Genomic DNA, 24,802 nt, shown 5'->3' with positions numbered 1-24,802 from the left:
TGGACGACACTGGCCCCATGGGGAGGACGCCTCGACTATTCCGCCGTACCTCCGTCATGGATGCGTTGGACGGGATGTTCCTCGCCTTCTCGGCGGTTGCCGCCGGGTGGTTCGCGTACCTGCTGCTCGTGGACGGTGTACGGCCGGGGCAGACTCTGCTGCTGGTCGTGTTCTGGGTGTTCGTCGCCTATCTCCTGCTTCCGCGACTGCACCGGATCTTCACGCACATCTATCTGCCGGACTACTTCATCGGGCAGGCCCGCACCAGTGACGGCCGGATCGGAGACCCGGTCAACCTCGCCTGGCGCGGGCGCGAGGCACAGCTGCACAAGGTGATGTCGACCGCCGAGTGGGTCCGCGCCGACGATCTCGACTTCCGCGCGGGCCGCCGTATCGTCACCTCGACCCTGAGTCGACGCAGCTATCCCGAGGCTCCGGTGAGCCCGTTGGTCCTCTTCGACCGCCAGCAGGACTTCGCCTACGAGAGGGAGGTCGCGGGAAGCCCGTCGCGACGGCACCACGTGAGGTTCTGGCGGTGCCCGGAGGGATGGATGCTTCCCGGCGGGTTCGCGGTGGACTGGCTGGCCGCCGCGACGTACGACCGGAGGGTGGGGTTGTCGACGTTCACGCTCCAGGTGACGCACAAGATCGACGCCCACGTCGACGTCGAGCGCGACTTCGTCGTCTCGAGTGTGACGCGCGCCGTCCCCGCGGTCGACGTCTCGGTCATCGACCACTTCTCCAGCGGCTACCACTCCCGCAACGGAGGCGGTGACGTGGTCGAGACCGACGGCGACCTGCCGGTGGTCGACGTCAGTCGCGTGGAGGTCGTCGACCAGGATCTGCCGACCCACACCGACAGCCGCCGCCGCCTCCCAGCTCCGACCGTGTTCGGCGCCGGTGTGGCCGCAGCACGCTCGATCAGCTACGTCGTGCTGTTCGTGCTGCTGCTGGTCTCTCCCGCGTCGGTGTCGGCCGGTCTCGATCTGCTCGGCACCGACATCGCGACGCGCGACGTGCGTGGAGTCGTGCTGCCTGTCAGCACAGTCCTCGCGGTCTCGGGCCTCGTCGACCTCGCCCTCGCCGTCGGCGTGCTGCGTGGCAGCAACACGGCCCGTCTCCTCCTGATGTCGATCTGCGTCGTGGTGACGATCGTGACGTCCCTGGGGTCCGACGGCCGCCCCGACCAGTTCGCCCTCACACATCTGCCCACCGTCGGCGTCAACATCCTGGTGATCCTCGCCCTGTCCAGCCACCGCGCCCGCGACTACGCGACGCACGCCCGGCAGCCCACCGTGACGACGAGGACGAGGCTCCCGGCGTGAGGGGCGAGCGCATCCTGCTGGTCGGGATCGGCGTCGTCGCGGGTTTCCTCTACTCGAACTTTCTGTTCGACGCGATCTTCTCCCAGAACCACGACTGGTTCACGGTCGTGAGCGACCTCGCCGCCTCCGGAACGCCGATGGCCGACCTCATCCGGATCACCGACGTGATCTGCGGCGTGCTCGTCCTTGTCCTGCTCCCCGGTATCCGCGCGGCCCTGCCGCCAGGACGCTGGCGTCGGGCCGCCCTGTGGCTCACCGCGGTCTTCGCGGTCGGGAGCATCGTCGCGGCCGTCGTCCCTCTGCCGTGCGACACGGACGCCGTCTGTAAGAGCACCGTCGACGAGCTCCAGCGCCTCGTCCACGACGGAGCCAGCGTGGTCTCCGCCGCCGCCTTGTTCCTCGGCGCCGTCGCGGTGGCCCTTGCGGTTGCAGACCGTCGCCACTGGGTTCGCCGCGCCGCCTGGCTCACGTTCTGGATCGGCGGCATCGTAGGAATCCTGCTCTTCGGAGGATTCGCCCTGCTGGACCCCTCCTCGTGGGAGTCAGGGGTCGCCCAGCGGTTCCAGATCGTGGCCATGAGCGTCTGGATCGTCTGCCTCGCCGTCCTCGCCGCGACCGACGGACTCGCAAACCGGCGCGCTGTCGCACGACGTGAGGGCGCACGCGGCGGCGAGCCGGACTGACGCCGAACGAGCCAGGCGGCAGCGACCTGCCCGTCATCCACCCTCGACGGACGGGGCCGTACGCTGTGCCGGTGACCATGCACCGTCCACCGACAGGGCCCCGCGCGTGAGCGCCGGCCTCGCGGCTCTCCTCGACGACATCGCCGCGCTCGCCCGACTGGCAGCCGCCTCCGTCGACGACGTCGGAGCCGCAGCGGCGCGTGCGAGCACCAAGGCCGCCGGGGTCGTCGTCGACGACGCCGCCGTCACGCCGAGGTACGTCCACGGACTGCGCCCCGAGCGCGAGCTGGCGATCATCAAGAAGATCGCGATCGGCTCGCTGCGCAACAAGTTCGTCTTCATCCTTCCTCTCGCGCTGCTGCTGAGCCAGTTCGCGCCGTGGCTGCTCACACCGATCCTCATGCTCGGCGGCACCTATCTGTGCTATGAGGGTGCGGAGAAGCTCTGGGAGAAGGTCTCGGGGCACCACCCCCCGGAGGCTCCCGCGTCGTCGCAGGGCGCCGAGGCGGAGGGTCGTGTCGTGAGCGGTGCCGTCCGGACCGACCTGATCCTCTCCGCGGAGATCATGGTGATCGCTCTCAACGAGGTCGCCGACGAGCCTCTCCTGTCGCGGGCGGTCATCCTGGCCGTCGTCGCGCTCGGCATCACCGCGCTCGTCTACGGAGTCGTCGCCGTCATCGTGAAGATGGACGACATCGGCCTCTCCCTCGCCGCGCGCAGCTCCGCGGCTGCCCGTGCTGTCGGTCGGTTCCTCGTCAAGGCGATGCCCGTCGTCCTCGCGACGCTCTCCGTCGTCGGTGTGGTCGCGATGCTCTGGGTCGGTGGCCACATCCTCCTCGTCGGGATCGACGAGCTCGGGTGGCACGCGCCGTACGACCTGGTCCACCACCTGGAGGAGATCGTGCACGACGCCGTGCCGAGCCTGGGCGGCGCGCTTCCGTGGATCGTCAATACGACGGCTTCGGCACTGCTGGGTGTCCTGGTGGGCGCGATCGTGGTCGCGGCATCCCACCTGGTGCCGCGCCGCCGGGCGCGCTGAGACCGGGCGTACGCCGCGACAGCGTCAGCTCCATCCCCTGCGGCATGAGGGTGAGGCGCTCGTCGATGCGCAGCTCGTACGCCGGGTCGCCCGTGACGTCGTAGCGGTGCAGGATGCGCGCCAGCGCCATCGTCGCCTCGTGCACCGCGAACTGGCGCCCGATGCACGCCCGCTCCCCCGTCCCGAAGGGCTTGGCCGTGCTCGCGAGCCGCGGCGGCCTCGGGCGGTCGGGGTCGAAGGCGTCCGCCGTCTCCCCCCATACGGCCGGGTCGCGCTGGACGAGGGGCAGGAACACGAGGGCCCAGTCGCCGGGGGTCATCGTCCAGCGACCGCCCAGCGTCGTCGTCTCGCGAGGGGTGCGCGCATAGCCGGGGGCGGTCGGCCACAGCCGCAACGCCTCGTCGAGCACCTTGCGGATGTAGCGGAAGCGCGCAACCTGCTCGTACGAGGGGGTGGCGTCGGGGTCGGGGCCGAGGATCGCATCGGTCTCCGCCTGCACCTTCGCGAGCGCCTCGGGATGGCGCACCAGGTAGTACAGCGCGAACGACAGCGCCCCGGACGTCGTCTCGTGGCCGGCGACGAGGAACGTGAGGATCTGGTAGCGGATGTTCTCGTCGCTGAGCCGCGCCCCGGTCTCGGGATGAGCCTGATCGAGCATGATGCCGAGCAGGTCGTCGCCGCCGCTGGTCGGCGCCCGGCGGCGGGCGACGACGATGTCGTCGAGGAACCGGTTGACGTAGTCGAGCTGCTCGGCGTGCTGGCGGTCCAGGCGTCGTTCCAGCAGCTTCGCTGCCGGCAGCGCGCCGATGACTCCCTTGCGGCGCCCGATGGTCAGCGCGGTCACCATCCCCTCGACGAACGGGTGGAGCTCGGTCGTGGTGAACGACCCGAAGGCCTGGCTGAACCCCGTGCGTCCGATCGTCTCCAGCGTCAGTCGAGTCATGTCCGCGGAGGCGTCGACGCGCCCCGTCCCCGCGTCCCACACGGTGAAGAGCTCGTCGAGCGTCTCGGCCATCACCGGGTGGTAGCGCTGCATGGCCTGCTTGGTGAACGCGGGGACGAGGAGGTCGTGGGCGAGCTGCCAGTTGGGCTCCTCGTTGTAGGCGGTGAAGAGGCCGTCACCGGCGATCCCGCGCAGGCCGTCGAGCGCCGGAGAGTTCGCCTTGGCGAAGCGCGACTCGTCGTTGAGCTCGGCCGCCAGCTCCGCGTCGGTCACGAAGACGAACTTCTGTCCGAAGACAACGATCTCGAAGATCGGTCCGAGGTGGCGGTGGTGCTCGAGGATGTACTGGACCGGGCGGTCGGGATCCATGCTGCTGGCGTCCTTCATCCAGCGTCGCCGTCCGGCAGGGTGCGGGAACGTGTGGCCGGACCAGGCATTGCGCATCGAGACTCCTTGTTGCACGTCGGTTCAGCAAGACTGGGCCTCTTGTTGAACCCGTGTCAAGTAGTGTTCGCAGCATGGCGGTCCGTACGAGGCTCACCCCCGAGCAGCGACGCGCGCAGCTCCTCGAGCTGGGCGCCCAGCTGTTCGCCACCGCGCCGTACGAGGACGTTCACATCGAGCGCGTGGCCGAGATGGCGTCGGTGTCACGCGGCCTGCTCTACCACTACTTCCCGACCAAGCGAGCGTTCTTCGCCGCGTTGCTCTCGGAGGCGGCCGACCACCTCGCGGAGGCGACGACACCCGACCCGGACGTCGACCCGCGCCGCCAGCTGGTCGACGGCATCGAGAGCTATCTGCGGCACTGTGCCGCGAACCGGCTCGGCGTCAGCACCATCCACCGCGGGGCCGCCAGCGGCGACCCCGAGATCGAGGCCATCCTCGAACGCTCGACCCGTCTGCACGAGGAGCGCATCCTGACGGTGCTCGTCCCTGGGCACGAGCCAGACCCGCTGCTCACGCTCGCCGTACGGGGGTGGCTGCTGCATCTGCGCACGGTCGGACACGAGTGGGCGACCACGGCTCCCGACGTGCCGCTCGGCGAGGTCCGCGACATGTGCGCGGGTGCGCTCGTCGGTGCGCTCAGCGCCCTGCCTCCCGATGCCCGCCCGGCCACGCTTGCGGCGCTGACCGTCTGACGGCTCGCAGCGCGCGTCAGCGCCACGAGGAGGTGACGCTAGCGCCGGGCCCGGTAGTCCGCGAGCATGCTGCCGGACGGCGTCCCCACGACGCGCTCGAGCTCCCACCGCTGGGGGTCGCGGGCACCGTCCCACAGACGACGCCCCTCACCGACCGCGACCGGCGCGACCACCAGGCGGAGCCGGTCCACGAGGTCGGCGGCGAGCAGTGAGGAGGTGAGCGTGAGGCTCCCGTGCACGCCGATGTCACCGCCAGGCCGGCCCTTGAGCTCCCGTACGACGTCCTCGAACGAGCCGTCGACGACCGTGGTGGCGTTCCACCCCGGCTCAAAAGGGCGGGCGGTGGCGACGTACTTCGGCACGGCGTTGATGAAGCCGGCGAACGGCTCGTGGTCGCTGTCCGGCCAGTACGTCGACCACTCCTCGTACATGGCGCGACCCAAGAGGACGGCGTCCTGCGACGCGATCACGGCGCGCAGGTTGTCGTACATGACCTCGTCGAAGTCGAGGACGAACTGGTCGGGCGTCTCGGCGACACCGTCCAGGGACAGCAGCATGTAGGCGACGACGTCGCGCATGGTTCCTCCGTACGGTCGTGGCAGGTACGACAGGGTGACCGTCAACGGCGCGCGGAGTCATCGGTCCGCGCCGAGGGCGTCGGCGAGATCCCGCGCAAACTCGCCTGAGCTAGCGCCGAGCGGCCACGACCTGCGCGGCGAGACCGTCGAGAACCCTCGGGAGGTCGGTGTCGACGACGAGCGCGTCGACCAGACCGCGACTCATGAAGCCGTGCTCGGCGATCCGGTCGAGCATCATGACGAGCGGGTCCCAGAACCCCGCCGGGTTGAGCAGTCCGAGCGGCTTGGCGTGCAGGCCGAGCGTCTGCCACGTCCACACCTCGAACATCTCCTCCAGCGTCCCCAGCCCACCCGGGAGGACGAGAAAGGCGTCGGCACGCTCGGCCATCGTCGCCTTGCGCTGATGCATCGTCCCCACGACCTCCAGCTGCAGCCCGGGCTCGTCCGAGCGTGCCCACTCGCGCTCCACCATGAAGCCGGGGATCACGCCGTACACCCGACCGCGGTGGTCCAGCGCGCCACGCGAGAGTGCGCCCATGAGACCGCTCCCGCCACCTCCGTAGACGAGCTCGATACCACGTTCGGCGATCTGCGCGCCGACCTCGTACGCCATCTCCCGCAGGCTCGCGTCCTCCCCGTCACGCGAGGCGAGGAAGACGGCGATGCTGCGCAGGTCGCGAGGCCTACGAGTCGAGGAGCGCTGCATCCACCGGATGCTACCTAGGCCTCACCCCGGCGTACCCGGAACCAGTGGTGGCCGTACCCCTCCAGCGGCAGCTTGGCCTCGCCGCCCTCCAGCTCCACGCTCCGGTGGTCGAACAGGTCCTCGAGCCACACCGGCTCCTCACCCTCCAGGTCGTCGGGGTGCAACGAGATCAGTGTCGTCACCGGCTCCGCGGAGAGGTTGTGCACCGCGATCACCGACGACCCCTCCCAGTGGCAGCGGTGAGCCATCACCTCGTGGTGAGACTGCTGAAGGACCGCAAAGTCCCCCCACCCGAGCTCGGGGCACTCGCGATAGGTCTGGATCAACGAGCGCATGAAGTTCCACAGTGAGTCCGGGTCGCGCTTCTGGTCCGCCACGTTGACGTGCTCGGGTCCGTAGCCGTCGGGCACCATGCGCTGGACCAGTCGACTCGTCGGCGCGGTGGAGAACCCGCCGTTCCGTGTCGGCTCCCACTGCATCGGTGTCCGCACCGCCATCCGGCCCTCGGCCTCGGGGTCCTCTCCCATCCCGATCTCCTCGCCGTAGTAGAGCGTCGGCGTGCCGGGGAGGCTGAAGAGCAGGCTGTAGGCCATCCGGATGCGGCGTGGGTCGCCGTCCATCATCGGGGGGAGTCGACGTTTGAGACCGCGCCCGAAGATCTGCATCGACGGGTCCGGCCCGAACGCGGCGAACACCTCCTGGCGCTCCTCCTCCGACAGCTTGTCGAGGGTCAGCTCGTCGTGGTTGCGCACGAACGTCGCCCACTGGCAGTCGGGGTGGATCGACGGTCGCGCCTTGAGCGCCTTGGCCAGCGGACGGGCGTCCTCCCGCGCGAACGAGAGGTAGAGCGCCTGCATGCTGATGAAGTCGAACATCATGGTGAGCTCGTCGCCGTCGGAGCCGCCGAAGTAGGCGCGCTGCTCCTTGTGGGGCAGGTTGACCTCGCCCAGCAGGATCGCGTCCCCGCGTCGCCGGCCGAGGAACGACCGCAACGCCTTGAGGTAGGCGTGGGGATCGCCCGGTACGTCGTCGCCGGCGGTGTCGACGTCGGCGATCAGGAACGGAACGGCATCGACCCGGAATCCGGCGAGCCCGAGCTGGAGCCAGAAGCCGAGGGACTTCGCGATGTGGTCACGGACGATGGGGTTGGCGAAGTTCAGGTCGGGCTGGTGGGAGTAGAAGTGGTGGAGGTACCACTCGCCCGTGCGCTCGTCCAGCGTCCAGATGCCGTCCTCCTTGTCGGGGAAGACGACGGAGTCGGACGTGTCGGGAGGCGGGTCGGAGCGCCAGACGTAGTAGTCGCGGTACGGGTTGTCCTTGCTGCGACGTGCCTCCTTGAACCACGGGTGCTCCGCCGAGGTGTGGTTGACGACGAGGTCCGCGATCACCCGGATGCCACGGTCGTCGGCAGCACGGAGGAGCTCCACGAGGTCGCCGTGGGTGCCGAGCCTGCTGTCGACGCCGAAGAGGTCGGTCACGTCGTAGCCGTCGTCACGGTCCGGTGTCGGGTAGAAGGGCATCAGCCACAGGCACGTCACCCCCAGCTCGGCGAGGTAGTCGATCCGCTGGGTCAGTCCGACGAGGTCTCCGACGCCGTCCCCGTCGGAGTCGGAGTACGTCTCGACGTCCGCGCAGTAGATGACGGCGTTCTTCCACCAGAGGTCTCCGGTGCTCACACTTCGTGCCACGACTCAGCCTTCCTTGAGCTGGGGGATCACGTGCTCACCGAACGCGTCGAGGAAGCGCTCCTGCGACTGTCCGACGTGATGGAGATAGATCTCGTCGAAACCGAGCGAGGCATACTCGGCGAGGCGCTCGCAGTGGCGGCCGAGATCGGACGAGATGTCGACCACCGTGCGCACCTTCTCCACGGTGACGTCCTCGGAGACGGCGTCGAACGCCTCGGGCGTCTCCAGGTCCCACGGGATCGGCTCGCTGAAGACGTTGCTGCGCCACTGCTCGTGGGCGATCTGCTCCGCCTCCTGCTCGGTCGGCGCCCACGCCAGGTGCACCTGCAGGGCGAGCGGCCCGGCGCCTCCGCCCTCCCGGTAGGCGTCCACGCGCTTGCGCAGGTCCTCGAGCGGCTGGTTGACCGTCACCATCCCCTCGCTCCAGGCGGCGACACGAGACGCGCTCGCGAGCGAGACGGCCGGGCCGACGAGACGCGGCCGTGGGTCGGGGACGTCCCAGAGGCGGGCCCGGTCGACCGTGACCAGACCGTCGTGGCTGACCTCCTCACCCTCGAGCAGCCGGCGGATGACGTCCACGCACTCCTCCAGCCGCCGCGTCCGTACCTCCTTGGCCGGCCACCGGTCGCCGGTGATGTGCTCGTTGCCGGCCTCGCCGCTGCCGAGGGCGACCCAGAAGCGGCCGGGGAACATCGTGCCGAGGGTGCCGATGGCCTGGGCGATCACTGCGGGGTGGTAGCGCTGCCCGGGCGCGCTGACCGCACCGAAGGTGAGGTCGGTGGTGGCGAGCGCAGCACCGAGCCACGACCAGGCGAACGCCGAGTGTCCCTGCCGCCGGCTCCAGGGCGAGAAGTGGTCGGAGCACATCGCCATCTCGAACCCCGCCCGCTCAGCGTGCTGGACGTCGGCAAGCAGCTGCCGCGGGGAGATCTGCTCGTGACTGGCATGGAACCCATAGCGCGTCATGGGCCCCAGACAACCGGATCACGCTGCGGCGCGCAGACTGCCAGAGGCATGCAAGCGGCTCCTCCGGGCACGGAGCAGGCATGAGTGATCCCCTCGAGGTCTACCGCCGCAAGCGCGACTTCACTCGTACGCCGGAACCTGCCGGTGGTGAGACGCCGGACGCGGGTGTCGCGAGGTTCGTCGTGCAGCGCCACCGCGCGAGCCGCTTGCACTACGACCTTCGGTTCGAGGTCGACGGGGTCCTCGTGAGCTGGGCCGTGCCCAAGGGGCCCACGCTCGACCCGTCGGCGCGGCGGCTCGCGATGCACGTGGAGGACCACCCGATCGAGTACCTGCTCTTCGAGGGAGTCATCCCGTCCGGCGAGTACGGCGGCGGGGACGTCATCGTGTGGGACACCGGCACCTGGGAGCCGGTCAAGACCGACGACCCGCGTGCCGCCGTCAAGGCCGGTGAGCTGCACGCCGAGGTCCACGGCGAGAAGCTGCGTGGACGGCTCGTGCTCGTGCGCCGCGAGAGCGACGACGGGTCCGACGCCTGGATGCTCCTGCACAAGCACGACCCGCACGCCGTGGACGGCTGGGACGCGGAGGACCATCCCCGTTCCGTGCTGAGCGGACGCACCAACGACGAGGTTGCGGCCGACCCCCACCGGCTGTGGCGCTCCGAGGCGCCGGCCGCCGAGGCCAGCGTCTCTCTCCTCCCCGACCCGCTGCCCGACGAGGCGATCGACGCGCTGAGAGGGCTGGGCAAGCAGGGGACCTGGGAGGTCTTCGGGCGATCGCTGAAGGTGACCAACCTCGACAAGGTCCTGTTCCCCGGTGACCCGCCGGTGACCAAGCGCGAGCTGCTCGCCTACGCCGCCCGCGTCGCACCGGTCGCGGTCCCCTACCTCGAAGGACGGGCGCTCAACCTCCACCGATATCCGGACGGTGCCGACTCGAAGGGTTTCTGGCACAAGCAGCGCCCGGCCCACGCCCCGGACTGGCTCGGCGAGTGGGACAACCCCGAGGCCGACGACGGCGAGACCACCACCTACGTCGTGGCCGACGAACCCGCCGCACTCGTGTGGGCGGCGAACTTCGGGGCGCTCGAGTGGCACCCGTGGACCTCACGCATCGAGGCACCGCGCGAGCCGACGTACGCGCTGATCGACCTCGACCCCGGCGAGCGTACGACCTGGGACGACCTGCTCGTCCTCGCCCGTCTGCACCGTACGGCGCTGGACCACCTCGGGGTGACCGCGCGGCCCAAGGTGACCGGCCGCCGTGGCATCCAGATCTGGATCCCGGTCGTCCCCGGCTACAGCTTCGACGACACCCGTGTGTGGGTCGAGAAGCTGTCGAAGACCATCGGGCAGGTCGTCCCCGAGCTGGTCAGCTGGAAGTGGGAGGTGAAGGAGCGCAAAGGGCTCGCCCGGCTCGACTACACGCAGAACGCGATCAACAAGACGCTGGTGGGGCCGTACTCGCCGCGTCCGGCACCAGGTGCCCCTGTGTCGGTCCCCCTCACCTGGGACGAGCTCGACGATCCCGACCTCCGTCCTGACCGCTGGACGGTCCGCTCCGTGCTCGACCGCCTGGAGACGAAGGGCGATCCGTTCCGCGTGCTCCTCGGGGCGGCGCAGGAGCTCCCGGAGATCTCCTGATCACCGTCCCCGATCTGCGCGAAGCCTCAGAGCGTCAGGACAGGACCGCGAGCATGCCGCCCGCGGCGAGACTGCCCACCACGACGACGCCTGCGGTCAGTCCCGTCGCCCGCCACCCGAACGACCGCCCGACCATGAGCATCGAGGGCAGCGAGAGAGCCGGCAGAGCGATCAGCAGGACTCCGCCGACGCCGGCGGTCGCCCCCGCGGCGGTCACCGCCGCGATGACCGGAATCTCTCCGCCGGTCGGCACCACCAACGCGGTCGCGACGACCGCGACCAGGAGCACCGCGACCACGCCGAGCTGCTGAGTGATCCCGTCGAAGTTCGACAGCGGTCCGCTGACCATCCCGACCGCGAACACGGCGACGACGTACTCGGGGACGAGCACGACGGTGAAGCGGGTGAGCGAGCGCAGGTAGCGGCCGGGCATCTCACGCAGCGAGCCGGCGTCGTCGTCCGGGGCAGCGTCGACGTCGGCGACCGCCGCCGCGACCTGCCGCCGCTCGAGGAACCGCGACACCGCAACCCCGGCCCCGACCACGACCACGACACCGACGAGGAGCCGCACCACGGCGTACTGCCAGGGGAGGACAAGCAGGAGGAAGACGAGGACCGCGGGGTTGAGGACCGGGTTGCCGACCCAGTAGGCGATGCAGCCCGCCACCGGCGTCCCACGCTGTCGAAGGCTTCTGGCCACCGGCGCGCTGCAGCACGTGCACATCATGCTGGGCATCGACACGATGCCACCGACCAGAGACTGGCTGACGGCCGTACGGCGTCCGAGCGCCGCCAGCAGCCACCTGCGGGGAATGAGGGCGTCCACGGCGGCCGCGACCAGCACCGCCACCACGAGCGCCCGCCAGACTGCCGTGAAGTAGGCGACGGTGAAGTCCCAGCCGGCCGCCCACGGGGAGGACGCGGTGGTCGCGGTGTCGAAGATCGCCGCTCCGTCCCATGCTCCCGTGTCGGACAGCGAGGTCGTCTTGTCGAGGTAGGGCAGCCACTTCGCCCACGACAGCCCGACCACCAGCAGGGCGACCAGCAGGGCAGCACCGACGAGGCCGACCACGAGCCGCCGCCGCAGGTCGTCGGTCTCCGCTCGCGACAGCGAGTTCTCGGCGCTCATGAGCCCGGAGTGCCCGGCCGTGGCCGGGCGAAACACAGCAGTCGATGGATCGTCTGAGTCACGCCATGCCCCTCGCTGTCGTCCGGTGTTCTGCCGACCGTACGACCGCGCTCCCCCTTCCGCCACGTGGAGCAGCACTCAGGCCCGAGAGCGCACGATCTCGGGCCCGGGTGTCGCGAACGGCTCAGAGGTCGGTGACACCTCGCGCCGCTGCGTCGATCAGGTCCGCGACCGCCTTCGGCTGAGAGACCGTCACGGCGTGGGAGGCGTCGATCTCGACCGTGTGCGACTGCGCACGCTCGGCCATGAAGCGCTGGGACTCCGCAGGGATGGCTAGGTCCTGGTTGGCGACCATCGTCCAGGACGGGATGCTGCGCCAGGCAGCCCTCGTGGCCGTGTCCGTGAGGGCACTGCCCGCGATCGGGCGTTGCGTGACGGCCATCACCCGCGCGATGTCGGGCGCCACGTCGGCGGCGAACACCTCGTTGAACCGGTCCTGCTGGATGTAGACGTCAGAGCCGGTGTCGCCGTCTGCCGTCGGGAAGGGCACCGGCTCGGCGGCCGACCCGAGCTCGGCACCGGGGAACTTGGTCGTGAGGTCGTCGGCGCTCTCACCGACCTCGAGGGTGAAGCTGGCGAGGTAGACGAGCGCGGCGACCACCGAGGACCCCTCCGCGGCCTCGCTCATCACTACCCCGCCGTACGAGTGCCCGGCCAGGACCACGGGCCCGTCCCGGGTGTCGAGGAAGCTGCGGAGGTACTCGGCGTCGGAGCTGAGCCCTCGGAGCGGGTTGGCGATCGCGACGACGTGGTAGCCCCGTCGCTGAAGCTCGGGCACGACGCCGTTCCAGCTGGAGGAGTCGGCGAAGGCACCGTGGACGAGCACGATGGTTGGGCGTGGTGTGGACGGGGACGACGATGCAGCGGTCATGACGAGCTCCTTCTCGAAGGCCTGTCGGCCGTGGGTGGACCTCGAGCCTGACGCGACATTCACCTCGTTCGCCCCCGTGTGATCCCCGGTCTGGCCCCCGGGGTGCCTGACACGGGTCCCCGGCGTCACCTCATGCCGTCAGCGCGTCCCGCCGTGGGCGCGACGTCTGGGCGGCCCCGATGACGTCGCGCAGCTGACGGCGCGAGGAGATGCCGAGCTTGCCGAAGACCTTCCCCATGTGCCACTCCACCGTGCGAGGGCTGAGGAAGAGCTCGGTGCCGATGTCGGGGTTGGTCAGTCCCTCCGCAGCGAGACGGGCGACGTGCATCTCCTGCGGGGTGAGCTCGTCCCGTGTGCCGTGGGCACGCTTGCGCACCGTCTCACCAGTGGCGGCCAGCTCTCGGCGTGCGCGTTCGGCGAAGGCGGCCAGTCCCAGGGCGACCAGCATCTGGTGAGCGGTCCGCAGCTGCTCGCGCGCCTCGACACGCCGGCCGGCCCGCCGCAACCACTCGCCGTACAGCAGGTGCGCCCTGGCGAGCTCGGGAGGAACGGCCGTGCGCCCGAGCCTGTCGATCGACTCGCGATAGAGACTGTCCGCGCGGTCACCGTCGTGCAGCTGCGCCTCGCAGCGCGCGGCCACCCCGAGCGCCCAGTCGCTCCCGCTGGCCCGCGCGAGCGGTGCCAGCTGCGCGAACGCGTCCGCCGCCGTGGTCGGTTCGCCGGCCCGTGAAGCGGCCTCGACCAGCTCGACGAGTGCCCAGGTCGCGACCGCCATCCAGTCGGGCCGGTCGACGGCCTCACGAGCGGCAACCAATGCCTCCCGGTAGCGGCCGAGTCCGTTGTAGAGGAGCGCTTGCGCCCACTGCACGACCCAGGTCCCGAGACCGTCGTCGCGCGCGACAGCCTCTTCGCGCACCGCAGCGAGGAGCGGCTCGGCCTCTGCCTGGTCGCCGCGGAAGGCGGCGAGCCCGATGGCTCCGTACGGCGTCAGCGCCGTACCCGCCGCGGCGTCAACGGCGTGGATCTCCTCGAGCAGCGTCCTTGCGGCCCCCAGGTCACCCCCGAAGAGGGTGACGTAGACGCGGGTGTTCAGGGCGACCGTGAGGGCATCGCCGGCTCCTGCTTCGCGGGCCCGCCTCACGTCCCGACCGGTCAACCTGTCCCACGCGTGCTCGTCCCACAAGCCGGCAGCCACCAGCTCGACCAGCCAGGAGAACCGTGCGCCCTCCCCGGGAGACAGCTCGTCGGTGTCGAACGCCTCGACCGCACGCCTGAGCAGCGGAACGGCCTCGGCGTATCCATCGGCGTACAGCACGGCCATCGCCTGGACCGCCAGGTCACCCGGCCTGCGATCGACCGGGACGCGCGCGTCACGCACGGCGTCGGCCACGGCTCGCACGCCGATGCCGGCGGTTGACCGGGCCGAGAACAACGCAGCGGTGAGCGCGTCCGCATAGCTGTCGAACGCCAGCTGTGGATCGAAAGCCTCGAGCCGCCGAGCGGCGGAGAGCAGCGGCGGGAGCACATCCGCACCGCGGCAGGATGCACTCTCGATCCGCGCACGCAGCTGGTCGAGCCGGGCCCGATGAAGATCGCCCAGCACCTCACCCTCCGCCACGCCGCACAGCTCCCGCGCCGCGTCCACGGCGCCGGCGTTCAGCAGGGCGTCGATCGCAGCGATCTGCCGGTCGACACGCGGCCGTACGTCGGGCGTCAGCGTGGCTGCCTGCTGCAGGAAGGCCGCAGCCGCGGCCGGGCCGCCCTGCGCTGCCGCGCGCCCGACGGAGCGCTCGAGGTCGCGGGCCACGCGCTCGTCCGGGCGCGCGACGGCGTGGGCGAGGTGCCACGCGCGCCGGTCAGGGTCCTGCACGGGGTCGGTGGCGTCCGCGAGCGCCTGGTGGACCACCCGACGGTCGGCGGCAGCGGCGGCTCCGTAGACCACCGACCGCGCCGTCGGATGCCTGAACCGGACCGTCTCCTGGATCTCGAGCAGCCCGACGGCTTGTGCTGGGGCGACGGCCTCGCTGCCGAGCCCGAGATTCTCGGCGGCGCGCCACAGCAGAGCCGCGTCTCCGGTCGGCTCCGCAGCGGCGGCGAGCAGCAGCAGACGCGACGGCTCGTCCAGCCCTTCGAGCCCGCGCGCGAGCGTTGCTTCGGGGCAACCGTCGGTCACCGCTGTCACGCTCGCCTGCGGACCGAACGCCAGCTCGGTGGTCGAGAACCGCCGCGTCACGTCCCACAGCGCGGCGGGGATGCCGTGGGTCTCGGCGACGAGGCGGTTGCGCACCCGCCGGTCGAGCGGTGCGGCGATCGTCGACCGCAGAAGAGCCTCGGCATCGACCGTGGCCAGTGGAGGGACCGTCAGTCGAGGCAACCTCCCCCAACGCCGATCGTCATCTGCGGCCCTCGTCGCCACCACGAGGACGACCGCGTCCGACTCAAGCCGCCGAGCCACGAACGCCAGGGTCTGCGCCGAGGCATCGTCCAACCAGTGGGCGTCGTCGACTACGCAGACGAGCGGTCGGTCCCGTGAAGCCTCTGACAGCAACGACAAGGTCGCCAGGCCGACGAGAAATCCGTCCGCCGACGACCCCGTGCGAAGTCCGAGGGCGACGCCGAGAGCATCGGCCTGCGGCGCCGGCAACCTGCCGACGAGGTCGAGCAGCGGGCTGCACAGCTGGTGCAACCCGGCGAACGCCAGGTCGGCCTCGGACTCCGCCCCGCTGACCCGGACCACCCGGCCGTTCCTGGCAGCGTGGGCGAGGTGAGCGAGCAGTGCAGACTTCCCGACACCCTGCTCACCGTCGACGACCAGCACCCCGCTCCGGCCCGCCTCGGCGGCCCGCACCAGCTCGTCGAGCCTCTGTCGCTCGCTGCGACGCCCGTACAGCGTCGGTGGCGCACCCTCCCGTTGCATCATCCCGGCCCCCTCCGGTCGGCCACAACTGTCCAGCCGGACCGTCCGCCGAGAGACGACGTGGCTGGGGTCATTCCTTGTCCGCCGCGACCTCCACCTCGAGCTCCGCGGACAGGCTGGCGAACGTGCTGTACTCGATGGCGCCGGCCCCGTCGCCGTCGCCCGCCTCGCACCGGTCGATGAGACGCTCGTGACGCGCGATCGACTCGCGTGCGGCCGACGACGAGAACCGAACCCTCTCGGCCCGCCGCAGGACGGGGACGTACTGGTCGAGCACCGAGGTCAATGCTCGGTTGGCGGCGAGTCTGACCGGAACGCTGTGGAGCTCCCCGTCGGCCTGGAGGGCGGCCACCACGTCACCCGCCGCGATCGCCTCGGCGAAGCGGTGGTTGGCGTCGCGCATCTCGTCGATGTCGAACGGAGTGAACCGGTCGATCGCCTCCCTGACCGCCGCCGCGTGCATTGCCGCCACGACGACCCGAGCGTCGTGGACGTCCTGGACCTGGAGTGAGCTCACGGTGGTCGACCGACCGGGCCGCGCGACCACCAGACCCGCGTCGGCCAGGCGCAGCAGCGCCTCACGCACCGGCGTACGGCTCACGCCGAGGCGAGCGGCCAGCTCGCTGTCGCGCAGCTGCTCTCCGGGCGCCAGAGCGCCGTCCACGATCCCGTCGCGCAGGCGTCGGTAGACGTCGTCGCGCAGCAGGCTCCGGTCGATGGTGACCGAGTTGTCCGGGAGCGGCATGCGATATATTACACATCGCGCATCGCGTGTACGGCAAGGCGATTGTCCGCTGACCCGAGGAGAAACCATGTCGCTGCGGGACTTCCGCCGCTATCCGTTGCTCTTCGGCCCGAGCCCGATCCATCCCTTGGACCGGCTCACCGGGCACCTCGGCGGCGCCCGCATCTGGGCCAAGCGCGAGGACTGCAACTCCGGCCTGGCGTACGGCGGCAACAAGACCCGCAAGCTCGAGTACCTCGTGCCCGACATCCTCGAGCAGGGAGCGGACACCCTCGTCTCCATCGGCGGCTACCAGTCCAACCACACGCGCCAGGTCGCGGCCCTCGCCGCCCGGCTCGGCCTGAAGGCCGTCCTCGTCCAGGAGCGCTGGGTCGACTGGCCCGATCCGCTCAACGACCGGGTCGGCAACATCATGCTGTCGCGCATCATGGGCGCCGAGGTGCGCCTCGACCCGTCCGGCTTCGGCATCGGAGTCAAGGGCAGCTGGGAGCAGGCGCTCGAGGACGTCCGCGCGCGCGGCGGCACGCCCTACGGCATCCCGGCGGGCGCGTCGGACCACCGGCTCGGCGGTCTCGGCTTCGCGAACTGGGCGTTCGAGGTCCAGCAGCAGGAGCGCGAGCTCGGCGTCTTCTTCGACACGGTCGTCGTCTGCGCGGTGACCGGGTCCACCCAGGCCGGCATGATCGCCGGATTCGCGCTGCAGGACCGACCGCGGCGCGTGATCGGCATCGACGCCTCCGCCGAGGTCGACGCGACTCGCGCCCAGGTCGCTCGCATCGCGCGGGGCACCGCAGAGCTGATCGGCCTCGGGCGCGAGCTCACCGACGACGAGATCACCGTGCTCGAGGGGTGGGCGGGCGACCGCTACGGCATCCCCGTGCACTCCACGCTCGATGCCATCGGGCTGTCCGGCCGCCTGGAGGGGATGATCATCGACCCCGTCTACGAGGGGAAGTCGATGGCGGGTCTCGTCGACCTGGTGACGAGCGGCGAGATTCCGCGCGGATCGAACGTCCTCTACGCCCACCTGGGCGGTCAGCCGGCGCTCAACGCCTACAGCGCTCTCTTCACCGCCTGAGCGACTGACGAGACGGTCACCAGGGCGACGGCTCGTAGTCCTTCACGAAGCAGCCGTAGAGGTCTTCCCCACGCTCGCCGCGCACGACCGGGTCGTAGACCCGGGCCGCACCGTCGACCAGGTCGAGGGGCGCGTGCCACCCCTCCGCAGCGATCCGGAGCTTCTCCTGGTGAGGACGCTCGTCGGTGATCCAGCCGGTGTCGACGGCGGTCATCAGGATCTTGTCGGCCTCGAACATCTCACCCGCACTGGTACGGGTCATCATGTTGAGCGCCGCCTTGGCCATGTTGGTGTGGGGGTGGCCAGGGCCCTTGTAGCGACGGGAGAACTGCCCCTCCATCGCCGAGACGTTGACGACGTACGCCCGTCGGGCGCCCGCCTGGACCGCCGCGCGCATCGCCGGACGGAGCCGGGAGACCAGCAGGAACGGTGCGATCGAGTTGCAGAGCTGGACCTCCAGCAGCTCCAGCGGGTCGACCTGGTCGACGACCTGGGTCCAGGAGTTGGTCGTCTGCAGGTCGGGGAGCAGCCCGCCGGCGTCCACGGCGGTCCCGTCGAGGTGCGCAGCCAGGGACGCCGAACCGGCCGAGAGCGCCAGCGCGGTGATCGAGGCCGCCGTGTGCGCGGCCTCGGCGACCTCGAGCGACTCCCCCTCGTGATGGGCCACGGCCGCGGTGGACAGCGCTCCGGCGATCGCAGCGGGGTGGGCCTCGGAGACGCCGTCGAAGGAGACCATCTCGGGCAGCGCGGTGTGATCCGGAAGGGGTGCACCCTCCATCTCGACCAGACGCGAGTACGCACCCGGCGTCCGCCGCACCGTCTGGCAGGCGTTGTTGATCAGGATGTCCAGCGGTCCCGCCGCGGCGACGTCGTCGGCCAGGCTGATCACCTGGGCGGGGTCGCGCAGGTCGATACCGACGACCTTGAGACGGTGCAGCCACTCGGGCGAGTCCTCCATCGCGGCGAAACGGCGCACCGCGTCCTTGGGGAACCGGGTGGTGATGGTGGTGTGCGCTCCGTCGCGAAGCAGGCGCAGCGCGATGTACATGCCGATCTTCGCGCGGCCGCCGGTGAGCAGGGCGCGCTTGCCGGTGAGGTCGGTCCGCTGGTCACGCTTGGCGTGCGACATCGCGGCGCACCGAGGGCAGAGCCAGTGGTAGAACGCGTCGACGAGAGTGAAGTCCTCTTTGCAGATGTAGCAGCCGCGCGCGGTGATCAGCTCGCCGGCGAAAGCACCCGGCGCGTGCGAGACCAGCGGGATACCGGCGGTCTCGTCGTCGATCCTCATCGGGGAGCCGGTGGCCGTCTTCTCGATGATCTCCTGGTCGTGTCGCTGCCGCTCCTGGCGGATCTCGTCGCGACGAGCCTTCTTGATCAGCTTGTACATGAACGACGCCTCGCGCTTGACCGTCCGGATGTCGGGGTGGTCGGGGTGGAGGTCGGGGAGCTGTCGGAGGACCTTGAGGGTGGTCGCGAGGTCGTCGGGGTCGATGCGGGGCTGATCGTGCACCCGGGGATCCTACGTCACCGCCCCTGGCGGTCATCGAGGTCGATCCCCGCGGCGTCGTACGATGAGGAGGTGAGTGAGACCCACGCGGGTGCGAGCGAGCCGGGCACCGAGAACGACATCGGCTGGGCCCTGGGCGTGCTTCTTCGCACCTACCGGGACGCCGTCGCGCCGGCGCTGGGCAGCTTCCCCCACGGGCCTCGCGGCTACCAGACCATGCTCGAGGTGCTCGAGGGCGACAAGCCCAGCCAGCTGGCCCTGGCCAACCATCTCGGCATCGACCGCACGGTGATGACCTACCTGATCGACGACCTCGTCGAGGCGGGTCTGGTGGAGCGGCGACCCAACCCCAACGACCGTCGCCAGCGCCAGATCGTGGCGACCGATCGCGGGCGCCGGGCCGTCGAAGACCTCTACCGCGAGGTCTCGGGGGCGGAGCGCCAGCTGCTCAGCGCCCTCGACGACGACGAACGCGCGAGCTTTCGCCGGCTCCTCTGCAAGGCGGCGTCGACGACGGGCGACCCGGACTTCGATCCCTGTCTCGAGGCGGCCGAGGCGTAGCCCGGCGCTCCATCGCGGCGGGACGCCCGTCGTCGTGGCGTCTACGACGCCAGCGAGCCCTGGCCGTACGGTTCGCTGCTGCCGCGCAGGTGGAGGGTCACCGAACGCGCCCCTCGGCGCGCCGCCTCGTGCGACTCGGCCAGCTGGTGCTGCGCCAACTCTCGGAGCTCTGCCATGGCCGGCGTGACCTCCGCCAGCGTGAGCTCGGTCTCGATCACGTCGAGATCCAGCCCCCACAGGTCTTCGAGCATCCGCCGCATCCAGCCGGTCGCGTGGTCCCAACCGGCGCGGGGCGTGCCGGGACCGTAGCCGCCGCCACGCGCGGTCACGAGGAAGGCAGGCCGTTGCTCGAGGGTGCCTGCGCCCGGGGCGAACCTCGGGTCGGTCGACACCAGGTCGAACCACGTCTTGAAGTGCTGGGACACGCCGAAGTTGTACATGGGGACGGCGAAGATGAGCACGTCCGCCGCCACGAGCTCGTCCGCCAGCTCAGCGGCGACGGCGAGCGCCTCGCTCTGCGCCGTTGTCCGCTCGTCCTCGACCGTCCCACCGGCATAGGCGGCGGCCCCCCAGTGTGACGCGTCGATGGGCGCGGTCCCGATGTCGCGGCGTACGACCTCGACCGCAGGGATCTCCTCGACGACGGCGGCCTGCAAAGTGTCGGCGACCGCCCGGGTCACCGACCCCTCGATCCGAATACTTGAATCAAGCCTGAACAGCGTGCCCATGGGCGAGCCCCTCTCGAATTCGTCTGCTTTCTAGATCATCGTGACACAGGATGATCTAGAGTCAAGACGGGATAGGCGAGCGAAGGGAACATGACACGCAGCGATGGTGTTGTCATCGTCTGCGACAGAGATGGTCTACGACAGAGACGAGTGAGGGACGTGCAGCTAGGCATTCTGCTCGACACGGAGTGGGCGAGCAGCGCCCCCGAGTCGGCGACAGCGCTCGCTCAGCGAGCGGAGGCAGGTCGGCTCGATCTGGTCGTCGTCGGTCCGGGCGACACCGAGGGCACCCATGACAGCCGGGCGGACACTGCTCTCGACTCCTGGACGACCGCCGTGTGGGTCGCGGCTCACACCGCTCACATCGCCATCGGCGTCTCTGGGGACGGGGCGACACCCGACCTCTCGGACCACGTCGCGCGCGCGGCGCCCTACCCCGAGGTCGTCGCGAAGGCTCGACAGACCCTCGAGTCCCTGGCAGGCGTACGCCTCGTCGCCGAGGCCGGCTGGGTCACCGCCCCGGCAGGGGCCGGGCCTGCGGAGCTCCTCGCGCTGGCCGACCACGACCTGCCCGTCGTGGTCCCAGTCCGCACCGCGCACGACGTCGAGCGGCTCATCCCCTTTGCGGCGAGCCACGGCGGCAACCCGTCCGGGCGATCCGTGGCGGCACGGTCCAGGCGGCGTCCGGGGATCGACTACGACGGGCTGCCCGAATCGCTGCGTCGGACGGCGATCGAACCGGGTGACGACAATTTCTCCGCCGTCCGCTCCACCTACCTGCGGTCGGGAGCGCCCGGTCTCGTGCTCCGGCCGCAGACGCCCGACGAGGTCGCCGATGCGGTCGTCTTCGCGCACCGGCACCGCCACCTGCCGCTGGGCGTACGCAGCGGAGGGCACGGCATCAGTGGCCGCTCGACCAACGACGGCGGACTGGTGATCGACGTCGGTGCACTGGACGGCATCGAGGTCGTAGACCCCCGCCGTCGGCGAGTGCGCGTCGGCCCGGGCGCCACCTGGAAGGAGGTCGCCGCAGCTTTGAACTCCCATGGTTGGGCGCTGGGCTCGGGTGACTATGGAGGCGTCGGCGTCGGCGGACTCGCCACCGCGGGTGGCATCGGCCTGTTGTCGCGCCGCCACGGTCTGACCATCGACCACCTCCGCTCGGCCGATCTCGTGCTTGCCGACGGAGGTCAGCTGCGCGTCTCCGACCAGGAGCACCCCGACCTCTTCTGGGCGGTGCGAGGCGCAGGCGCCAACGTCGGTATCGCCACGTCGTTCGAGTTCGAGGTCGACGAGGTCGACGACGTGGGGTGGGCCAAGCTCGTGCTGGTCACCGACGACATCGAGCAGGCGCTCCTGACGTACGGCCGGCTCGCTTCGTCGGCTCCCCGCGACACCACGGTGTTCCTTGTCACCGGACGCCCGCGCGACGGGAAGTCGGTCGTCCAGCTGTACGCGTTGGTCGACTTCGGAGACGCCGACGTGATCGTCGAGCGCCTGACACCGTTCGTGGCTCTCGGAGACCTGGTCCGGCAGGAGGTCGTCCTGACCCGGTACGCCGGCGTCATGGCGGAGGCGGGCGACGTCGGACCCGAAGGCCATCAGGGATACGGCGAGCCCGTCTCGAGGTCCGCGCTCCTGCCCGAGCTGACACCCGCCTTCGCCCACGACGCTGCGCGGCTGCTTCACAGCGGCACCGTCGCGTACTTCCAGCTGCGCGCGATGGGGGGCGCCATCGCCGACGTGCCACCGGACCGCACAGCCTTCGCCCATCGTCGCTCGGCGTTCCAGGTGACGGCGATGGGTCGCGGCCACGGCGCTCTGGACCCTGCCTTCGATGCGTTGGCCGCGCACTTCGACGGCCTGTATCTCAGCTTCGACACCGACCTGCGACCCGAGCGTCTCGACGATGCGTTCCCACCGCCCACCCTCGCCCGGCTCCGCAGGACCAAGGCTCTCTACGACCCCGAGAATCTCTTCCGGGACAACTTCAACATCGCCCCCACCGTCGACGTGACGGTGTCACGCGCGGGCTGACGAAAGGACCACCATGACCGACTACGGACACGAGCTTCTGTTCGGCACCTTCGTCACGCCGCGCTCGCGGGACCCGCAGCGCGTGCTCGAGCTGGCAGTCACCGCCGACCGCGTCGGCCTCGACCTGGTGACCTTCCAGGACCACCCGTACCAGCCTGCACTGCTCGACACCTGGACGCTCCTGGCGTACGCCGCCGCCCGGACCGAGCACGTCCACCTCAGCGGCAACGTCCTCAACCTGCCGCTCCGACCTCCCGCCGTGCTCGCCCGGGCTGCCGCCTCGCTCGATATCCTCAGCGGCGGACGCTTCGAGCTCGGTCTCGGTGCGGGCGCGTTCTGGGAGGGCGTCGCTGCCATGGGCGGGCGCCGGCTCACCGCAGGCCAGGGGGTCGAGGCTCTCCGCGAGGGGATCGAGATCATTCGCGAGATCTGGGACGCCGGGCAGCCGGGGGGCGTGCGCGTGGACGGCGACTACTACCGGAGCGTCGGCGCCAAGCGAGGGCCCCAGCCAGCCCACGACATCGGGATCTGGCTCGGCGCCTACAAGCCGAAGATGCTCGCGCTGACCGGCGCGGTGGCCGACGGCTGGCTGCCGACGATCGAGTATCTCGAGGACGGCACCGCGTCGCTTCCGGCGCTCAACGCCCGGATCGACGATGCTGCTGTCGCCGCCGGACGGTCACCGAGCGACGTGAGGCGGCTCCTCAACATCATGAACGTCGGTTTCGACTCCACGGCCGGAGGCATCCTCGGCGGCCCGCCCGCACGCTGGATCGACAACCTCGTCGACCTCGCCCTGACCCACGGGATCACGGCCGTCCTGATCGGCGGGGACGACGTGGCGACGACCGAGCGCTTCGCCGCCGAGGTTGCGCCGGCCGTGCGCGAGACGGTTGCGAGCGAGCGCGCTCGTCGGCTCAGCCACCCTTAGGGGCCCCGTCGCGTTCACGCGACCGAGCGGCGATCTCGGCCCGCAGGCTCTTCAGCGCCGGGACGTAGATCTCGGAGAAGGTCGGGAACGGTTGGATCGTGTCGGTGAGCACGTCGAGCGGGATGCGTGCTCGGATCGCGAGGGTCGCCTGCTGCAACCACTCCCCGGCGTCGGGCCCGAGGGCGTAGGCACCGGTGAGCCGCTCACCGTCACTGAGGAGGGTGAGGAATCCGTCGCTCTCGGCGTACGCGCGCGTGTACGTCGCGGTCTTGGCGACGTCGGCGAGCATGACCGTGCTGCTGAACGCGGCCTCGTCGGCGCCGACCGCGGCGGCCTGCGGGTCGGTGTAGACCACGCGCGGGACGGCGTCATAGCTGGCTTCACGCGACTCGCCCAGGATGTTGGCCGCGACGACCTCGCCCTGGTACTTGCCGACGTGCGTCAGCGGCCAGAGCCCGGTGACGTCACCGATCGCCCACAGGCCGTCGGTCACGCGCAGCCGCCCGTCGACGGGAACCCCGTGGGCGTCGGCCTCCACCCCGACGGTCTCGAGCCCGATCCCGGACAGGCGCGGACGGCGACCGGTCGCGACGAGCAACCGGTCGCCTCGGACCTCACGGCCGTCGTCGAGGCCGAGGACGTAGTCCTCGCCCTCCAGACGCGCGCTCGAGGCCTTCGCCGACAGCACGAGCTCGATGCCCTCGCGACCCAGAGTCCGACCGAGGGCTTCCCCGAGCGGCGCCGCCTCCCGGGCCAGGAGGTGCGGTCCCGTGTCGACGATGACGGCTTCGCCGCCGAGTCGACGTACGACCTGGGCCATCTCGACCCCCACCGGGCCTCCGCCGAGGATCAGGAGACGACGGGGAACAGCCTTCATCGAGGTGGCCTCGCGGCTGGTCCACACACCGTCGAGCTCGCGCAGACCCGGCACGGGCGGGACGAACGGTTCGGCGCCGTTGGCGAGGACGACGTGGTCCGCGGTGTGGCGGACGCCGTTGACCTCGACGGCACCGGGGCCGGCGAGACGTCCGCTGCCCCGGATCAGGGTGATCGAGCTGTCGGCGAGCCAGCGCTCCTGGCCGGCGTCGGAGTAGTCCGACACCATGAAGTCGCGCCAGGCGAGCGCGGCTTCGACGTCCACCTCCGCCGTCGCGGCCGCGTCACGGGCCCCCTGGACCGCCTCCCCCGGGCGCAGCAACGTCTTCGAGGGGATGCAGGCCCAGTAGGAGCACTCGCCGCCGACCAGCTCGCGCTCGACCACCGCGACCCGCAGGCCTCCTTCGGCGAGTGCACCTGCGCAGTGTTCCCCCGGCGAGCCGCCGCCGAGCACGATGACGTCGAAGTCGCTCACGTCGGCAGCTCCTCGCCCGCAGCCTCGCTGACCATGTACAGCGCGTACCAGGCGGGCCAGTCGGCGTCTTCCTCACCGGTCCGCGCCTCGTGCTCGCCGTGGGCGGCGGCGGCGCGGCGTAGGGCGTCGGCCAGCTCGTCGGCCGAGGAGTAGATCGTCGCCATGTCGGGTGTC

Annotated in this window: 22 protein-coding genes; 9 read left to right on the top strand and 13 right to left on the bottom strand. The window is 70.6% G+C overall.

Annotated elements, in window-relative coordinates:
* Positions 1 to 17: 17 nt before the first annotated feature.
* From KV100_RS15395 to KV100_RS15385, 3 genes are all read left to right on the top strand, one after another.
* On the top strand, positions 18 to 1,325 hold the full coding sequence (locus KV100_RS15395) for an LssY C-terminal domain-containing protein (RefSeq protein WP_220343997.1): 1,308 nt from the start codon (positions 18 to 20) through the stop codon (positions 1,323 to 1,325).
* A complete protein-coding gene (locus KV100_RS15390) occupies positions 1,322 to 2,008 on the top strand; it encodes a DUF998 domain-containing protein (RefSeq protein WP_220343996.1) in 687 nt (228 codons plus the stop codon). Before KV100_RS15395 ends, KV100_RS15390 begins: the two co-directional genes overlap by 4 nt.
* Positions 2,009 to 2,114: 106 nt before the next feature.
* Entirely contained in the window at positions 2,115 to 3,047 is a 933-nt protein-coding gene (locus tag KV100_RS15385; protein WP_220343995.1) for a DUF808 domain-containing protein, read from the top strand.
* Here the strand turns inward: KV100_RS15385 and KV100_RS15380 are convergent.
* Positions 2,956 to 4,434, bottom strand: a complete 1,479-nt coding sequence (locus KV100_RS15380) for a cytochrome P450 (protein ID WP_220343994.1) — start codon at positions 4,432 to 4,434, stop codon at positions 2,956 to 2,958. The genes KV100_RS15385 and KV100_RS15380 overlap by 92 nt on opposite strands.
* Positions 4,435 to 4,508: 74 nt before the next feature.
* On the opposite strand from KV100_RS15380, the gene KV100_RS15375 reads away from it, so the two are divergent.
* Positions 4,509 to 5,129 (top strand): TetR/AcrR family transcriptional regulator, encoded by a 621-nt coding sequence (locus KV100_RS15375; protein WP_220343993.1) that lies wholly within the window; start codon positions 4,509 to 4,511, stop codon positions 5,127 to 5,129.
* A gap of 38 nt (positions 5,130 to 5,167) precedes the next feature.
* On the opposite strand, the gene KV100_RS15370 is transcribed toward KV100_RS15375, so the two are convergent.
* The 4 genes from KV100_RS15370 to KV100_RS15355 all read right to left on the bottom strand — a co-directional run bounded on the left by KV100_RS15370 (position 5,168) and on the right by KV100_RS15355 (position 9,067).
* The gene (locus KV100_RS15370; RefSeq protein ID WP_220343992.1) at positions 5,168 to 5,707 is read right to left on the bottom strand and encodes a dihydrofolate reductase family protein; all 540 of its coding nucleotides are present in this window, start codon (positions 5,705 to 5,707) and stop codon (positions 5,168 to 5,170) included.
* Positions 5,708 to 5,816: 109 nt separating this feature from the next.
* Complete coding sequence (locus tag KV100_RS15365; protein ID WP_220343991.1) at positions 5,817 to 6,413, bottom strand: TIGR00730 family Rossman fold protein; 597 nt, start codon at positions 6,411 to 6,413, stop codon at positions 5,817 to 5,819.
* Positions 6,414 to 6,427: 14 nt separating this feature from the next.
* Positions 6,428 to 8,101, bottom strand: a complete 1,674-nt coding sequence (locus KV100_RS15360; protein WP_308291458.1) for an alpha-amylase family protein — start codon at positions 8,099 to 8,101, stop codon at positions 6,428 to 6,430.
* A 3-nt stretch (positions 8,102 to 8,104) separates the two neighbouring features.
* On the bottom strand, positions 8,105 to 9,067 hold the full coding sequence (locus tag KV100_RS15355; RefSeq protein ID WP_220343990.1) for a TIGR03885 family FMN-dependent LLM class oxidoreductase: 963 nt from the start codon (positions 9,065 to 9,067) through the stop codon (positions 8,105 to 8,107).
* An 80-nt stretch (positions 9,068 to 9,147) separates the two neighbouring features.
* On the opposite strand from KV100_RS15355, the gene KV100_RS15350 reads away from it, so the two are divergent.
* On the top strand, positions 9,148 to 10,713 hold the full coding sequence (locus tag KV100_RS15350) for a DNA polymerase ligase N-terminal domain-containing protein (RefSeq protein WP_220343989.1): 1,566 nt from the start codon (positions 9,148 to 9,150) through the stop codon (positions 10,711 to 10,713).
* Positions 10,714 to 10,747: 34 nt separating this feature from the next.
* On the opposite strand, the gene KV100_RS15345 is transcribed toward KV100_RS15350, so the two are convergent.
* The 4 genes from KV100_RS15345 to KV100_RS15330 form a co-directional block, all read right to left on the bottom strand.
* Positions 10,748 to 11,842 (bottom strand): permease, encoded by a 1,095-nt coding sequence (locus KV100_RS15345; protein WP_220343988.1) that lies wholly within the window; start codon positions 11,840 to 11,842, stop codon positions 10,748 to 10,750.
* Positions 11,843 to 12,026: 184 nt separating this feature from the next.
* Complete coding sequence (locus tag KV100_RS15340; protein WP_220343987.1) at positions 12,027 to 12,773, bottom strand: alpha/beta fold hydrolase; 747 nt, start codon at positions 12,771 to 12,773, stop codon at positions 12,027 to 12,029.
* Positions 12,774 to 12,903: 130 nt separating this feature from the next.
* The gene (locus KV100_RS15335; RefSeq protein ID WP_220343986.1) at positions 12,904 to 15,693 is read right to left on the bottom strand and encodes a LuxR family transcriptional regulator; all 2,790 of its coding nucleotides are present in this window, start codon (positions 15,691 to 15,693) and stop codon (positions 12,904 to 12,906) included.
* 67 nt (positions 15,694 to 15,760) lie between these two features.
* A complete protein-coding gene (locus KV100_RS15330) occupies positions 15,761 to 16,435 on the bottom strand; it encodes a GntR family transcriptional regulator (RefSeq protein ID WP_220343985.1) in 675 nt (224 codons plus the stop codon).
* Positions 16,436 to 16,502: 67 nt separating this feature from the next.
* Here KV100_RS15330 and KV100_RS15325 point away from each other — a divergent pair, with 67 nt between their 5' ends.
* Positions 16,503 to 17,513: a 1-aminocyclopropane-1-carboxylate deaminase gene (locus KV100_RS15325; protein WP_220343984.1), complete on the top strand. Its 1,011-nt coding sequence runs from the start codon at positions 16,503 to 16,505 to the stop codon at positions 17,511 to 17,513.
* A gap of 16 nt (positions 17,514 to 17,529) precedes the next feature.
* On the opposite strand, the gene KV100_RS15320 is transcribed toward KV100_RS15325, so the two are convergent.
* A complete protein-coding gene (locus tag KV100_RS15320) occupies positions 17,530 to 19,023 on the bottom strand; it encodes an SDR family NAD(P)-dependent oxidoreductase (protein WP_220343983.1) in 1,494 nt (497 codons plus the stop codon).
* 69 nt (positions 19,024 to 19,092) lie between these two features.
* Here KV100_RS15320 and KV100_RS15315 point away from each other — a divergent pair, with 69 nt between their 5' ends.
* Positions 19,093 to 19,581: a MarR family winged helix-turn-helix transcriptional regulator gene (locus tag KV100_RS15315; protein ID WP_220343982.1), complete on the top strand. Its 489-nt coding sequence runs from the start codon at positions 19,093 to 19,095 to the stop codon at positions 19,579 to 19,581.
* A gap of 41 nt (positions 19,582 to 19,622) precedes the next feature.
* Here the strand turns inward: KV100_RS15315 and KV100_RS15310 are convergent, their stop codons facing one another.
* Positions 19,623 to 20,309: an FMN-dependent NADH-azoreductase gene (locus KV100_RS15310; protein WP_220343981.1), complete on the bottom strand. Its 687-nt coding sequence runs from the start codon at positions 20,307 to 20,309 to the stop codon at positions 19,623 to 19,625.
* 159 nt (positions 20,310 to 20,468) lie between these two features.
* On the opposite strand from KV100_RS15310, the gene KV100_RS15305 reads away from it, so the two are divergent.
* Together KV100_RS15305 and KV100_RS15300 are read left to right on the top strand one after the other, a co-directional pair.
* Positions 20,469 to 22,346, top strand: coding sequence for an FAD-binding protein (locus KV100_RS15305; protein WP_308291457.1), 1,878 nt, complete (start codon positions 20,469 to 20,471; stop codon positions 22,344 to 22,346).
* Positions 22,347 to 22,359: 13 nt separating this feature from the next.
* Positions 22,360 to 23,277, top strand: coding sequence for an LLM class flavin-dependent oxidoreductase (locus KV100_RS15300; protein ID WP_220343979.1), 918 nt, complete (start codon positions 22,360 to 22,362; stop codon positions 23,275 to 23,277).
* On the opposite strand, the gene KV100_RS15295 is transcribed toward KV100_RS15300, so the two are convergent.
* Positions 23,264 to 24,628, bottom strand: a complete 1,365-nt coding sequence (locus tag KV100_RS15295) for an NAD(P)/FAD-dependent oxidoreductase (RefSeq protein WP_220343978.1) — start codon at positions 24,626 to 24,628, stop codon at positions 23,264 to 23,266. The genes KV100_RS15300 and KV100_RS15295 overlap by 14 nt on opposite strands.
* Positions 24,625 to 24,792 carry a hypothetical protein gene (locus KV100_RS15290; protein WP_220343977.1) on the bottom strand — a complete coding sequence of 56 codons (168 nt, stop codon included), beginning with the start codon at positions 24,790 to 24,792 and terminating at the stop codon, positions 24,625 to 24,627. Before KV100_RS15290 ends, KV100_RS15295 begins: the two co-directional genes overlap by 4 nt.
* Positions 24,793 to 24,802 lie beyond the last annotated feature (10 nt).

The organism is Mumia sp. zg.B21 (assembly GCF_019550855.1).
Lineage (GTDB): Bacteria > Actinomycetota > Actinomycetes > Propionibacteriales > Nocardioidaceae > Mumia.
Note: the sequence above shows the minus strand (reverse complement) of the source record. Positions and strands in the feature narration are given on the sequence as shown.